General features: G+C 73.8%; 10 protein-coding genes. 4 read left to right on the forward strand and 6 right to left on the reverse strand.

Annotated elements, in window-relative coordinates; all coding sequences use genetic code 11:
• Positions 1–25 precede the first annotated feature (25 nt).
• Positions 26–1,051, reverse strand: coding sequence for a LacI family DNA-binding transcriptional regulator (locus AB0H64_RS01155; protein WP_357618543.1), 1,026 nt, complete (start codon positions 1,049–1,051; stop codon positions 26–28).
• A gap of 252 nt (positions 1,052–1,303) precedes the next feature.
• On the opposite strand from AB0H64_RS01155, the gene AB0H64_RS01160 reads away from it, so the two are divergent.
• The 4 genes from AB0H64_RS01160 (at position 1,304) to AB0H64_RS01175 (ending at position 5,964) form a co-directional block, all read left to right on the forward strand.
• Complete coding sequence (locus AB0H64_RS01160; RefSeq protein WP_357618546.1) at positions 1,304–2,584, forward strand: ATP-binding cassette domain-containing protein; 1,281 nt, start codon at positions 1,304–1,306, stop codon at positions 2,582–2,584.
• A gap of 39 nt (positions 2,585–2,623) precedes the next feature.
• On the forward strand, positions 2,624–3,439 hold the full coding sequence (locus tag AB0H64_RS01165; RefSeq protein ID WP_357618549.1) for a cyclase family protein: 816 nt from the start codon (positions 2,624–2,626) through the stop codon (positions 3,437–3,439).
• A gap of 16 nt (positions 3,440–3,455) precedes the next feature.
• A complete protein-coding gene (locus AB0H64_RS01170; RefSeq protein WP_357618551.1) occupies positions 3,456–4,859 on the forward strand; it encodes an MmgE/PrpD family protein in 1,404 nt (467 codons plus the stop codon).
• Positions 4,860–5,001: 142 nt separating this feature from the next.
• The gene (locus AB0H64_RS01175) at positions 5,002–5,964 is read left to right on the forward strand and encodes a sporulation protein (protein WP_357618554.1); all 963 of its coding nucleotides are present in this window, start codon (positions 5,002–5,004) and stop codon (positions 5,962–5,964) included.
• Positions 5,965–6,129: 165 nt separating this feature from the next.
• On the opposite strand, the gene AB0H64_RS01180 is transcribed toward AB0H64_RS01175, so the two are convergent.
• The 5 genes from AB0H64_RS01180 to AB0H64_RS01200 all read right to left on the reverse strand — a co-directional run bounded on the left by AB0H64_RS01180 (position 6,130) and on the right by AB0H64_RS01200 (position 13,589).
• Positions 6,130–7,356 (reverse strand): hypothetical protein, encoded by a 1,227-nt coding sequence (locus AB0H64_RS01180; protein ID WP_357618557.1) that lies wholly within the window; start codon positions 7,354–7,356, stop codon positions 6,130–6,132.
• A 204-nt stretch (positions 7,357–7,560) separates the two neighbouring features.
• Positions 7,561–8,790: an acyltransferase gene (locus AB0H64_RS01185; RefSeq protein ID WP_357618559.1), complete on the reverse strand. Its 1,230-nt coding sequence runs from the start codon at positions 8,788–8,790 to the stop codon at positions 7,561–7,563.
• Positions 8,791–8,814: 24 nt separating this feature from the next.
• Entirely contained in the window at positions 8,815–9,744 is a 930-nt protein-coding gene (locus AB0H64_RS01190) for a cation diffusion facilitator family transporter (protein ID WP_357619690.1), read from the reverse strand.
• On the reverse strand, positions 9,695–10,294 hold the full coding sequence (locus AB0H64_RS01195; RefSeq protein WP_357618562.1) for an ACT domain-containing protein: 600 nt from the start codon (positions 10,292–10,294) through the stop codon (positions 9,695–9,697). The genes AB0H64_RS01190 and AB0H64_RS01195 overlap by 50 nt, the downstream gene beginning before the upstream one ends.
• Before the next feature lie 175 nt (positions 10,295–10,469).
• Positions 10,470–13,589, reverse strand: a complete 3,120-nt coding sequence (locus AB0H64_RS01200; protein WP_357618565.1) for a cytochrome P450 — start codon at positions 13,587–13,589, stop codon at positions 10,470–10,472.
• Positions 13,590–13,635: the final 46 nt, after the last annotated feature.

The raw sequence follows: 13,635 nt of genomic DNA on the forward strand, positions 1-13,635 counted from the left end.
TCCGGGGTCCTCCCCCGCTGGGGCGTCACCGGTTGACCAGGGGGCCGGAGCCGGTGGAGCCGCGCACGACGAGCTCCGGGCGGAAGATCAGCTCGACGTGCTTGGCCGGCGCGCCGTTCACCTCCTCGAGCAGCGTCTGCACGGCGGCGGACGCCATCGCGCCGATGGGCTTGCGCACGGTCGTGAGGGGCGGGTCGGTGAACGCGATGAGCGGCGAGTCGTCGAAGCCGACCACCGAGACCTGCCCCGGCACGGCCAGCCCCTTCTCGCGGCAGGCGCGGATCGCGCCGAGCGCCATGAGGTCGCTGGCGCAGACGATGCCGGTGCAGCCGCGGGCGAGCAGCTGGGCGGCCGCGGCCTGGCCCCCCTCGACGGAGAACAGCGAGTCGGCGATGAGGTCGTCGACGTCGGTGGCGCCGAGGAGCTGGGCCATGGCCTGACGGAATCCCTCGATCTTCCGGATGACGGGGACGAACCGGCGCGGCCCGAGGGCCAGCCCAATCCGCTCGTGCCCGAGGTCGACGAGGTGCTGCACGGCCAGGCGCACGGCCAGCCGGTCGTCGGGCGAGATGAACGGGGCCTCGATGCGCTCGCTGTAGCCGTCGACCAGCACGATCGGCAGCCCGCGGTCGGTGAGCCGGGTGTAGCGGTCCATGCGGGCGGTGGTGTCGGCGTGCAGGCCGGACACGAACACGATGCCGCTCACGCCCCGGTCCACCAGCAGCTCGGTGAACTCGTCCTCCGGCGCCCCGCCGGGCAGCTGCGTGCACAGCACGGGCGTGTAGCCGTGCTGGGTGAGCGCCTTCTCCACGGCCTGCGCGAACGCGGGGAAGATCGGATTGTCGAGCTCGGGGGTGACCAGGCCGACCAGGCCGTTGCTGCGCTGCCGCAGCCGGGGCGGGCGCTCGTACCCCATGAGGTCGAGCGCGGTCATCACGGCCTGGCGGGTGGCGGCCGAGACGCCCGGCTTGCCGTTGAGCACCCGGCTGACCGTGGCCTCGCTCACGCCGGCCTGGGCGGCGATGTCGGCGAGGCGGGCATGACCGTTCATGGCAGTCACTTTACCTCTGCTCGACCCCCATGCTGAAAGCCTTTCCGCAAATTTCCGCAAGCACTTCCAGACACTCGCGCAATCCCGCATACGCGGACAACCAGGGGTCCCAGCTTTATGGACCGAAACACAGCCTGAAATCACGTTTGTGAGAGATGTTTCACATGAAGGGTGGACATCGAGGTTGAGGCGCGATGTACTACCTCTTCCATCAGCCCCGTCACAGGTGACACGTGCGCAAGGTGTGGGCCCATGAGCTCGGTCGTTCTCGACAAAGTGACCAAGGTGTACCCGGGTGACCACCTGGCGGTCGACCGATTGAGCTTGAAGGCCGAGAACGGCGAGTTCCTCGTCCTGCTCGGCCCCTCCGGCTGCGGCAAGTCCACGCTGTTACGCATGATCGCGGGACTCGAGGAGATCACCCAGGGCGACCTGTGGCTCGACGGCCAGCTCGCCAACCACCTCGCCCCCCGCGAGCGGGACGTCGCCATGGTGTTCCAGAACGGCGCCCTCTACCCCCACCGCACGGTCCGCGGCAACATCTCGTTCCCGCTGGAGATCGCCAAGTCCGACCCGGCGCTCGTCCGCCAGCGCGTCACCGAGCTGTCCAAGGCGCTGCACATCGACGAGACCCTCGACCGCCGCCCCGGCACCCTGTCCGGCGGCCAGCGCCAGCGGGTCGCGATGGGCCGCGCCATCGTCCGCCAGCCCAAGCTGTTCCTCATGGACGAGCCCCTGTCGAACCTCGACGCCGGCATGCGCACCGAGCTACGCATGGAGATCTCGGCGCTGGTCAGGTCGCTCGGCGTCACCACCATCTACGTCACGCACGACCAGATCGAGGCGCTGACCCTGGCCGACCGCATCGCCATCATGAACCGCGGGGTGCTGCAGGACGTCGGCACCCCCTCGCAGATCTACAACGACCCGGCGACGGCGTTCGTGGCGGCGTTCCTCAACTCCCAGCAGCTCAACCTGCTCGCCGCGACGGTCCGCACCCCGCAGAACGAGCACGTCATGCTCGACTTCGGGCCGCATCGGCTGATCATCCCGTGGAGCGATCCCAGGGCGTACGCCATCTCGCAGCACACCGGTGGCCAGGTGCTGGTCGGCATGCGCCCCGACGGGCTGGCGCCCGTGCCGGAGTCGTACGACGGGCCGTCGTTCTTCGGGCGGGTCCGGGCGCTGGAGTACCACGGCCACGAGTGGCTCGCCTACATCGAGTGCGGCATGCCCGCGGTGCCCGTGCCGGAGCCGCCGGACCCCCGTGCCCGCGCCAACGGCCGCCCGAACGCCTCGGGGCGGCTCGGCGCGTTCGTCAAGCGGATGTTCGGGCAGGAGGAGGAGCGGCAGGAGCACGAGCAGACCGGCCAGCACCCCGGCAGCGGCGTCCACCGGCGGGCCGACCTCATCGTCCGCGTCGGCGGCCGCCCGGCGTGGCGGGCCGGCGACGCCGCCAAGGTCGCCGTGGACCCCACCCGCCTGATGATCTTCACGTTGGACGGCGCCCGCATCGACCCGCCCCGCCGCTGACCTTGTTCGTTCGTCCCGCCGATCCGGGGAGTGCCTGAGATGTCGCTCTGGAAGGCCCTCGACGGGGCACGTGTGTTGGACCTGGCACAGCCGATGCGCAAGGGCATGCCGCAGTCCCCGAACCATCCGCCGTTCCGGATGACGCTGGAGCGCAGGCACGGCGACGTCGTGCGGCCCGGAGGCGGCTCGGCCGCCAACGAGATCATCGTGACGGGCGGCCACGTCGGCACCCACGTGGACGCGCTCGCGCACGTCTCCCAGGACGGCCTGCTGCACGGCGGGCGGCCCGCGGCCGAGGTCATGACGCACGAGGGGTTCGGCGAGCTGGGCATCGACGCGTTCGAGCCGTACGTGGGCCGGTGCGTGCTGCTGGACGTGGCCGCTGTCCACGGGGTGCCGACGCTGCCGGCCGGGTACGAGGTCACGGCCGGCGACCTGGAACGGGCCGCCGCCGGGCTGGAGCTCCGCGAGGGCGACGCCCTCCTGATCGGCACCGGCTGGTCACGGCTCTGGCCGTCCGGGCCCGGTGCCGGCCCGTCGGGGACGGACTTCACCGGCGCGCGGGACGGCGCGCCCGGGCCAGGGGTGGAGGCGGCGCGCTGGCTGGCCGCGCGCCGGCCGAGGGTGGTCGGCGGCGAGACCATCGCCTTCGAGCACGTGCCGCCGGGCCGCGGGCACGCCACGCTGCCGGTCCACCGGATCATGCTGGTGGAGTCGGGCGTCAACATCGTGGAGACCATGCGGCTGGGCGAGCTGCTGGACTCGGGGGCGCGCGAGTTCCTGCTGGTGCTGAACCCGTTGCCGATCGCGGGGGCCACCGGCGCGCCGGTCCGCCCGCTCGCCGTCCTCGGCTAGCGCGATGGAGGACGCGATGCCCACCCACGTGGAGCGGCTGGCGGCCTTCGCGGCCGGCTGCCGGGACCAGGGCGTGCCGGACGCGGTGCGCGACGACGTGACGGGCCGGGTGCTGGACGTGCTGGGCAACTGCCTCGCCGCGTACGCCGACCCGGCCGGCGACGCGGGGCCGGCCGTGCTGCGTGCGGTGCGCCGGTGGGGCGGCACCGCGGAGGCGACCGTGATCGGCGACGGCCGCCGCCTGCCCGCCCCGTCGGCGGCGCTGGTCAACGGCACGCTGGCGCACTCGCTGGACTACGACGACACGCACCTGCCGTCGGTGCTGCACCCGAGCGCCTCGGTGGTGCCGGCCGCGCTGGCCGCCGCCGAGGCGACCGGAGCGAGCGGCTCCGCGCTGGTGAGCTCGGTGGCCGCGGGGATCGAGGTGTGCGCCCGCCTCGGCATGGCCTCCTACCTGCCCGAGACGCGCACCTCGCTGTTCTTCGAGCGAGGCCAGCACGCCACGTCGATCTGCGGGACGCTGGGAGCGGCCGTGGCGGCCGGGCTGCTGTTCGGGCTGCCGGCGGAGGGCGTCGCGCACGCGGCCGGGGTGGCGGCCAGCATGGGCTCCGGGCTCATCGAGGCGAACCGGACGGGCGGCACGGTCAAGCGGGCCCACTGCGGATGGGCGGCGCACGCCGGAGTGTCGGCCGCGGTGCTCGCGCTCGAAGGCGTGACGGGGCCGCCGACCGTGCTGGAGGGGCGGTTCGGGTTCTTCCGGGCGTGGCTGGACGGCCGGTACGACGCGGAGGCGCTGCTGTCGGGCCTCGGCGAGCGGTGGGAACTGCCGCGGACCGTGTACAAGCCGTACCCGGCCAACCATTTCACCCATCCGGCCGTGGACTGCGCGCTGGCGCTGCGGGCGGGCGGGCTGTCGCCGGAGGACGTGGCGGAGGCCGAGCTGGGGGTGGCGGCCCCCGTGCTGCGCACCATCGCCGAGCCGCCGGAGGAGAAGTCCCGGCCGCGCTCGGCGTACCACGCGAAGTTCTCCGGCCCGTACACGGTGGCCGCGACGCTGCTCGGAGGGGGCGGGCTCGGGCTGGACCTGGACGACTTCGCCGCCCTCGACCCGGACGCGCTCGCGCTCGCGGCGCGCGTGCGGTGCGTGGCGGACGAGCGGGCGTCGGAGCTGTTCCCGCGCGCGTTCGCGGCGGTGCTGAGGGTCCGGCTGCGGGACGGCTCCACGGTGGAGCACCGGGTGGACTCCTCGCGGGGCGGGCCGGAACGGCCGCTGACGCGGGAGGAGCTGGAGGTCAAGTTCCGCTCGAACGCCGGGCGGGCGCTGCGGGCGGACGCGGTGGAGGAGCTGCTGGCGGCGGCCCGCGACCTGCCCTCGGCCTCCTCGGCCTCCGCCCTCCTGGGGCTCACCCGCGCCGGCTGACACCGATCGTGGTCGAGCGATCACCCGGCGAACACGGGCGCGGACTGATAATCTCACGCCGCTCGTTCCGGAACCACAGCCCGGCGATGATCGTTTGCTGGTCGACATCAGTCATCGGTCCTGATCGACAGGAGTGCAACCCGTGGTCTTCAAACGCATGCTCGGCGCTCTCGGCGTGGGCGCGCCCTCGGTGGACACCGTCCTCGCGACGCCGCTCGCCCGGCCGGGCGGGACGCTGAGCGGCGAAGTACGGCTCGCCGGCGGCGACTTCGACGCCGACATCGAGCACATCACGCTCGGCCTGGTCGCCGGGGTCGAGATCGAGGGCGGCGAGGGCGAGGCGAGCGGGCTGGCGGAGTTCCATCGCGTCCAGGTGTGCGGCCCGTTCCGGCTGGCGGAGAAGGAGCTGCGGACGATCCCGTTCCAGATCACGCTGCCCTGGGAGACGCCGCTCAACGACGTCGACGGGCAGCCCCTGACCGGCATGGCCGTGGGCGTGCGCACCGAGCTGGCCATCGCCAAGGCTGTCGACAAGGGCGACCTCGACCCGGTCTCGGTCGAGCCGCTGCCGTCGCAGCTGCGGGTGCTGCGGGCGCTCCTGGAGCTGGGCTTCCGGTTCCGGTCCGCGGACGTGGAGGTCGGGCAGATCTACGGGGTGCGGCAGGAGCTGCCGTTCTACCAGGAGATCGAGTTCTACCCGCCGCCCCGGTACGCCGGACAGGTCGGCGAGGTGGAGCTGACGTTCGTCGCCGACCCGCACGGGCTGGAGGTGATCCTGGAGGCGGACAAGCGCAGCGGCCGGTTCGGAGGCTCGGGCGACGCGATCGGCCGTTTCCGCGTGGGACACGACGAGGCGCTCGGCATGGACTGGGCGAGCGAGATCGACCGCTGGCTCGGCGGCCTGGCGCGGCACGCCGGCCACGGCTACGGGCACGGCGGCGGACATCACGGCGATCACCACCACGGGGGACGCCACGGCGGCGGCGCGGGTCTCGGCGCGGTCGCGGCGGCCGGCGCGGCGGGCCTCGTCGGCGGCTACCTCGTGGGAGAGGCCGTCGAGGAGATCTTCGAGAGCGACGACGAAGGCGGCGGCGACGAGTGGTGACCCCGCACGCGAGCTCCGGCGAGCCTGGCCGGCCCCGTCAACGACGGTGAGCCGGGACGGTCGGGCCAGTGAGCCTGGCCGTCCCGTCAGGTTGGAAAAGGCGGGCCGGCGCGTCAGGACGGTGAGCCGGGCCGTCCCGTCAGGACGCTGAGCGGGGGCGGGTGGTCAGGACGCTGAGCCGGGGCGGGTGGTCCAGCGGGGGCCGTCCGGGGTGTCCTCGACCAGGACGCCGCCCCGGCCCATCGTCTCCCTGAGTGTGTCGGCGTCGGCGTAGCGGCCGGCCCGGCGCAGCTCGTCGCGCAGTGCCAGCAGCGGCTCCACCAGCCGGCGCACACCGGCCCCCGACGCCGACTCCCCCAGCCGGGCGATGAGCAGCCGCATGAGGTCGCGGGCCTGGTCGACGCCTCCCTCGTCCTCCTCGGTGTCGGACGACCACTTGACCAGGTCGGCCTCCAGGTCGAGCACGGCCCGCGCCGCGGCCGTCAGGTCGGACTCGGCCACCGCGTCCCGGAAGCGGCCCTCGCACGCGCGGATCACCTCCTCCAGCGTCACCTGGACGACCCTCGGGACGGCGAGCGGGCGCAGCGCGGCACCCGTCCGGCCCACGCCCCCGGCTCCCCCCTCGCCACCGCCCTTGCCGTCATCCCCGCCCTCGGTGAGGCGGCGCAGCTCGGCCAGGGTGACGCGGGTGCCGGCCGGCAGCACGGCCGCCGAGCCCTGCCGGCGGACGGTCAGGCCGCCGCGGCCCGCCACCTCCACCTCCCCGGCGTCGAGGTCCACGAGCACGGCGGTGTGCTCGTCGAGGCCGAGGACCGCGGTGCCCGGCGGCAGCTCCCGCTCCATGCGCGACAGCCGCCGCTCCCCCAGGTAGCAGTAGCGGGTGTCATGGGTGCCGCCCTCGGCGTTGTCGAAGTGCGGGATCACGACCACCCGCAGCCCGAGCGGCGCCAGCAGGTCGAGCCCCGGCCGCCAGTGCGGCTCCGCGCCGACCTTGTAGATCTCGTACACCGGGACCGTGGCCACCCCGGCCGTGCAGGCCGCCGCCGAGGCGAGGACCGTCGCACCCTGCCGGGCCCGGACGCGGGCCCGCAGGTCGCCGCCGACGGGCCCCTCGCTCCAGCGCTCCAGCGCGTACGTGGGACTGCCCGGCCCCGAGAACACCCAGTCGGCGCCCGCGACGCCGTCGGCCACCCGCACCTCAAGGCCGACGCTACGGGCGAAGTAACGACGGGCGCGGGCGCTGATGTCGGCACGGTTCTCCTGGAACGCGTACGGCGTGTCGAGCAGCACGGCCCGTGCCCCCGCCGGGAGGCGCCGAGCCACGGACCGGTGGACCTCCACCATGGTCGGGCTCGTCTCGCCGGACCCCATCAGCACCAGCATCCCGGGCATTCCCGCCGCCTCTCTCTCGCCCGCCCGCACCCGCGCCACAGGCGCGCTCGCGTGTCTCTGGCAGAACGTCGGGTGGTGGTGGCGGGAGGAACGCTCATGCTACGGGCGGGCGCCGACAATCGCCGGGCCTACCGCCTCCACCGTCCCGCCCCCGGAGAGACGGCAGCGGCGCCGGGACCGTGGGCCGGCAGGCCCGCGGGCGGGTCAGGTCGTGGCGAGCCGGGCCGCGCGGCGGCCGAGGCGCTGCATCGGCCGCTCCACGAACCGGTACGCCAAAGCGCTGACCAGCATGACCAGCGCCAGGGCCGTGGCCGCCATGGCGAGCTGCACCGGCAGCGGCGAGCGGCGCAGGTCCCCAGTGACCGCGATGAAGTACTTCAGCAGCGGATGGTGCACCAGGTACAGCGAGTAGCTGATCAGGCCCGTCCAGGTCAGCACCCGCGGCAGCCGCCGCCCGCGCAGCGCCATCGCCCCCGCGAACGTGGCCGCGGCCAGCACGATCGTGGTGATCCACACGTCCGGCTGGACCCACCACCATCCCGACCCGATCGCCCCCACCGGCGCGAGGGCGACCAGCGCGCCCGTGACGGCCACCGGCCAGAGGGCGCCGGTGCCGCGCTCCCAGCGGTAGACCGCGGTGCCCGCGAACATCACGCCCAGCACCGCGACGCCCAGCCACGGCACCCGCCCGCTCAGCACCAGCAGCGCCACCGCCATCAGGCCGAGGACACAGGCGCCGGCCGTACGGAACCGGCCCGAGACGACGCACGCGAGCCCGGCGGCGAACACGGCGCCCGAGGCGTACGGGAGCCAGCCGCCCGTCACCACGGCGCCCGCGAGCGCCAGCCCCACGACGACCGAGAACCCGGCGAACACCACGCTCAGCAGCCCGCTGCGCTCGTGCGCCCGCATCACGAACAGCGCGGTCACGAGCAGGTAGAACACCATCTCGTACGACAGCGTCCACATGGTGTCGGCGACGCCGCCCACGCCGACGACGTCCAGCAGCATGGTCGCGTGCGCCGCCACCGCCGACCCGTCCCGCGGCACCTCCGCGCGCACCGGCACCCACCAGGCCAGCCCGACCACCAGCGCGGCGACGGCCAGGTACAGCGGGTAGAGCCGGAAGGCACGGCTGACCCAGAAACGCCGCAGGTCGCCGTGCCGCTCCAGCGAGGCCGGGATGATGTAGCCGCTGACCAGGAAGAACACGAGGATGCCGTACACACCGAGGCTGAACCAGTACGGGCGCAGCGACGGCAGGAACCAGGGGAGCATGTGCTCGGCGACCACGGCCATCGCGCCCACGCCGCGCAGCGCGTCCAGCCACGCGAGCCGGTGCTCCCGGTGCGCGGCGTTCTCGTCCCCGGGGTCCCGGGCGTCCTCGCGGGCCGCGAGGGACGGGACGGGCTGGTCTGAGGCGGCGGAGGACACCCACCCCAACCTACCCTCACCTCATCAGGTGATGCGATGCCTATGGAGAGGGGCGTGGTGGTCGACGTCCGCGGGGCCGTGGGGGTCGGTGTGGACCGTGGCGGCCCGCAGCCGCGGCACGTCGTGGATGAGCCGGTGCTCCGCCTCCACCGCCAGCGCGTGCGCCCGCACCAGCGTCAGGTCGTGGTCCACGAGGATGTCCACCTCGGCGTGCAGCGCGTGCCCGATCCAGCGCAGCCGGACCGAGCCGACCTCGCGCACCCCCTCGACGGTCCTCAGGACGGCCTCGGTCTGGTCCACGAGGCCGGGGTCGACGGCGTCCATGAGCCGGTGGTAGATCTCCCGGCCGCCGTCGCGGAGCACGAAGCAGATGGCGACGGTGATGAGCAGGCCCACGATCGGGTCGGCGAGCGGGAAGCCGAGGGCCGCGCCACCGGCCCCGAGCAGCACGGCCAGGGACGTGAACCCGTCGGTCCTGGCGTGCAGGCCGTCGGCCACCAGTGCGGCGGAGCCGATCTCCCGGCCCACCCTGATGCGGTAGCGGGCCACCCACTCGTTGCCGGCGAACCCGGCCACGGCCGCGGCGGCCACCCAGCCCAGCGCCCGGACGTCCTGCGGCTCGACCAGCCGCCTGACCGCCTCGTACCCGGCCAGCGCGGCCGTGGCGGCGATGACGAGCACGATGGCGATGCCGGCGAGGTCCTCCGCCCGGCCGTACCCGTAGGTGAAGCGGCGGTCGGCGACACGGCGGCCGACGGAGAACGCGATGGCCAGCGGAACGGCGGTGAGCGCGTCGGGACGCGCTCGATGGCCCCCCGCTCCTCCACGTGGTCGGCCGGCGACACCACCAGGCTGGGCGCGACCCCCAGCGTGGCGGCCAGGTCCTGCTGGGAGGCGGCGGTCCTCAGCGCCGGGACAGGACGGACACCACGTCCACGATGCGGGCGGCGCGATCCACCTCGGCGCGGTGGAAGCCGGGGCCCTCGGAGCGGGCGACCACCACGTGCATGTCGTGGGCGGCGACCGGCAGCAGCATCAGCCGCAGCTTCTCGGAGACGCGCGTGGCGGCGCGCAGCGGCGGCTCGTCCAGGTCGAACGCGGCGGGGGCGGACAGGCTGGCGTGCCGCACCTCGCCGCCGGACAGCGCCAGCGACCACTCGGCCCCGCACAGCCCCGGCAGCGCGTCCACCAGCGTCGCGAAGGCACGCCCCGGCTCGGCCGCGACGTGCATGAGCAGGTCGTAGTCGGGCGCGGAGCCCGGCACCTCCCGGGTCGTCCAGACGCCCTCGATCCGGATTCCCGGCACAGCGGACAGCCGGTCGCGGACCTCGTCCGTCGTGGCGGCCCCCGGCCAGGACACGGTGAAGTCGTCCACGGCGCGCCCGGACGCGCGTTCGAGCACGGTCACCTGCAGGATGTCGGCGCCCAGGGCGCCGAGCGCCCGCGCCACCTGGCCGAGCGCCCCCGGCCGGTCCGGCAGCGACACCCTCAGTCGCAGCAGCATCGGAGCCCTCCTTTCAAGGGCTCCCACAGTGCCGCGCCAAGGTTTCGTGGATGTTTTAGGGATATGTCACGCATGCTGCGGTTATATCCCAATCCCCCGTTCCGGAGGGGGTTGGTCAGGGAGCCTTTGCCCCCTACGGCCTGCACCTTTCCACCCCTCCGGTGCGCCCAGGAGGTCAGGCGAAAACGTCCTGCTGGTAGCGGCCCCGCTCCTCCAGGCCGGCCAGCCACGCCTCGCCGTCCCCGCCCGTCCGCTCCCGGTGGATGCCGGCCAGGACGCGCCGGACGGCGGGCGCCATGCGCAGCCCGTCGCCGCACACGTACACGTGCGCCCCGGCCTCCAGCAGCTCCCACACGCGGTCGGCCTCGGCGGCCACGGCGTCCTGGACGAACCTGTGCGGATGCCCCGGCACGGCCGAGAACGCCTCGTGCACCCGGACGTGCGGCGCGGCGGCCCAGCCCGCCAGCTCCTCCCGGTACAGCCAGTCGTGCTCGGGGTGGCGGCACCCGGTGAACACCTCGACCGGCCCGCTCGCCCCGCCCAGCGCCCGCTCCTCCAGGAAGCCGCGCAGCGGCGCGAACCCGGTGCCCGGCCCGACCAGGATCACCGGCGTCTCCGGGTCGTCCGGCAGCCGGAACGGCGGCGCGGGCACCCGGACGTAGCCGTAGAACGTCTCGCCGGGGGCGAGGGCGGCCAGGTAGGCCGAGCACATGCCCTGGTAGCGGCCGCTGCCGGACCACGCGGGCCCCTCGACGAGCCCGACGGTGATCCGCACCCGGCCCGGCTCGGCCAGCGGCGAGGACGACACCGAGTAGTACCGCGGCTTGATCGGCCCGGCCATCTCCAGGAACGCCGCCAGCGGCAGCTCGATCGCCGGGAACCGCTCCAGCAGCGCCAGCGGCGACAGCCGCTTGGCGAGGATCTCGTCGGCGTAGTCCGCGGTCAGCGCGGCGAGCTGCCCGCGCGTCCACGGGCAGGAGGTGTGCGTCGCCAGCGCCTCCAGGTCGGCGCGGGTGGCGACCTCCTGGAGCTCGGCGAACTCGGTCAGCAGCAGCCCCGCCGTGACCGGCCGGTCCACCGGCAGGTGCGTGCCGCCCCGGGCGCGCAGCCGTACGACCTGGTCGCGCGGCACGCGCAGGCACCGCAGCGCCCATTCCACCAGCTCGGGATCGTTCTTGGCGAAGACGGCCAGGTGGTCGCCTGCGGAGTAGGTGACCCCTTCGGGCAGCTCCGCGACGAGGGAGCGGACCCCGGGCCGGGGCGCCTCCACCGAGAAGTCCCAGAGCCCGGCCGGGTCGGAGGTCAGCTCCTCGTTGGACACGACCGTGAGCGGGAAGGCCCGCTCGGAGACCACGGCGGGCCGCACCTCGGCCTCGGTCAGCACCTCCAGCTCGTAGCGGGGGCCGGCGTCCGCGGCCGACGCGCTGTACTCCTCGGCCAGGGCCGCCCACAGCGTCGCCGTCCAGGCGGACACGTCGCCGTCGAAGTCGCCGTCGGCGTCGGCCTCGCCCCGCTCGACCAGCGGCACGGCGCCGGCGGCGGTGAGCTTGTCGTACGCGCGGCGCGGGAAGTCCTGGTACGTGGGCCACTGGGTGTTGCCGCAGCCGAGCACCGCGAGCCGCACCCCCGACAGGTCGGGCAGCGCGCCGAGGGCGTCGAAGCGCTGGGCGTTGTCCGGGGCCTTGCCGTTGTAGGAGGAGGCGACGACGACGAGCAGGCCCTCGCGGGGCGGTTCGAGGTCGTCGAGGGTGGTGAGCGTGGTGGCGAACCCGGACCGGCCGGCCCGCTCGGCCAGCCGCTCGGCGATGTCGGAGCAGGTGCCGAGGTTGGAGCCGTAGGCGACGGTGAGCGGCACGCCGGTCACGGCGATCTCCTGTCCCTCGTCCCGCTCCTCCATCTGCTCCACGGGCGCCGCGCCGCTGAAGCGCTCGTGCGGGCGCCGCTCACGCACCTGGAGCGTGAACCCCTCCGGCTTGAGGGTGAGCGTCTGCTTGATCTTCATCTTGTACGCCGCGGGGTCGGAGAGCGCGAACCGCCGCAGGAGCATGGCCAGCGTCAGCCGCGCCTCGGTGAGGGCGAACTGGCGGCCGATGCAGGCACGCTCGCCGTTGCCGAACGGCTTGTAGGCGGCCGGGTGGTGGTCCTTCCTGCGCTCGGGCAGCCAGCGGTCGATGTCGAACTCCTCGGGCCGCTCCCACGCCTTCGGGTGGCGGTGCAGGGCCGGCAGGATGAGGGCGGCCGGGGTGCCCGCGGGCACGGGGTAGCCGCCGAGCGTGGTGTCCGCCAGCGCGGTGACGGCGAAGGCGGGGATCGGCGACCAGGTGCGCAGCGTCTCGTCGAGGATGCGCGGGATCACGTCCAGCTTCATGATCGTCTCGTAGGTGGGCGGCTCGTCGCCGGGCAGCAGCCGGTCCACCTCGTCGTACGCCTGGGCCAGGGTGTGGGGGTGGCGCAGCAGGTTGTACAGGGCGAAGGACAGCAGGCCGCTCGTCGTCTCGTGCCCGGCGATGAGGAAGGTGAGGACCTGGTCGCGGATGTTCGCGTCGGACAGTCGCTCGCCGGTCAGCGGGTCGGACGCCTCCAGCATCAGCCCGAGCAGGTCCTTGGCCCCGCCGGCCGGTCGGGCCCTGCGCTGCCGGATGACGTCCTCGACCAGCTCGCGCATGGTGGCGATGTCCTGGCGGTAGGCCTCCTCGCTCCGGCGCTTGAGCTTGGTGACCACGGGGAGCTGCCGGTTGCGGATCATGGCCTCGGTCAGCGCGCCGCCCATGGCCTTCAGGAACGGGTGCAGCTCGGGCGAGCGGAACGACTCGAAGCGGTAGCCGAAGCCGGTCAGGGAGATGACGTCGAGGGTGAGCCGGGTCATGTCGTCCGACACCGGGAGGTCCTCGCCCTGGCGGGAGGCCCACGAGTCGACCAGCCGCTCGGCGATCTCCAGCATCTGCGGGTAGTACGACTTCATGGAGCGCTGGCTGAAGGCCGGCATGAGGATGCGGTGGGCCTGCCCCCACACGGGCTCGTCCAGCTCGGCGGTGAACAGGCCGTCGCCGGAGAAGTCGCGGACGATCGACAGGGGCGGCTCGATGCGCTTGCGGAACCGGGTCTCGTCGCACAGCTCGGCCGCCATGTCGGGGTCGTAGACGAAGAGCACCCTCCGGCCGACGATGTCGAGCTGGAAGAGACCCTCGTCGTACCTGCCCGCCAGCTCGGTGAAGTGCGCCATCGGCGAGTGCGCGGGGATCTGCAGCGTGTTGCCCAGGAACGGCAGACCGGACGGTGAGGGGATCTCCTTCATCAAACTCTCCCTGTGTCGTCGCCTCACGAAGTAGCCATACACCGTA

Source organism: Nonomuraea sp. NPDC050733, from assembly GCF_040654215.1.
GTDB lineage: Bacteria > Actinomycetota > Actinomycetes > Streptosporangiales > Streptosporangiaceae > Nonomuraea.

What these genes read in the sequence shown, in the direction of transcription:
- AB0H64_RS01155 (WP_357618543.1), bottom strand. Translation starts at nt 1,051, where the DNA reads ATGAACGGTCATGCCCGCCTCGCCGACATCGCCGCCCAGGCCGGCGTG.
- AB0H64_RS01160 (WP_357618546.1), top strand. Translation starts at nt 1,304, where the DNA reads ATGAGCTCGGTCGTTCTCGACAAAGTGACCAAGGTGTACCCGGGTGAC.
- AB0H64_RS01165 (WP_357618549.1), top strand. Translation starts at nt 2,624, where the DNA reads ATGTCGCTCTGGAAGGCCCTCGACGGGGCACGTGTGTTGGACCTGGCA.
- AB0H64_RS01170 (WP_357618551.1), top strand. Translation starts at nt 3,456, where the DNA reads ATGCCCACCCACGTGGAGCGGCTGGCGGCCTTCGCGGCCGGCTGCCGG.
- AB0H64_RS01180 (WP_357618557.1), bottom strand. Translation starts at nt 7,356, where the DNA reads ATGCCCGGGATGCTGGTGCTGATGGGGTCCGGCGAGACGAGCCCGACC.
- AB0H64_RS01195 (WP_357618562.1), bottom strand. Translation starts at nt 10,294, where the DNA reads ATGCTGCTGCGACTGAGGGTGTCGCTGCCGGACCGGCCGGGGGCGCTC.
- AB0H64_RS01200 (WP_357618565.1), bottom strand. Translation starts at nt 13,589, where the DNA reads ATGAAGGAGATCCCCTCACCGTCCGGTCTGCCGTTCCTGGGCAACACG.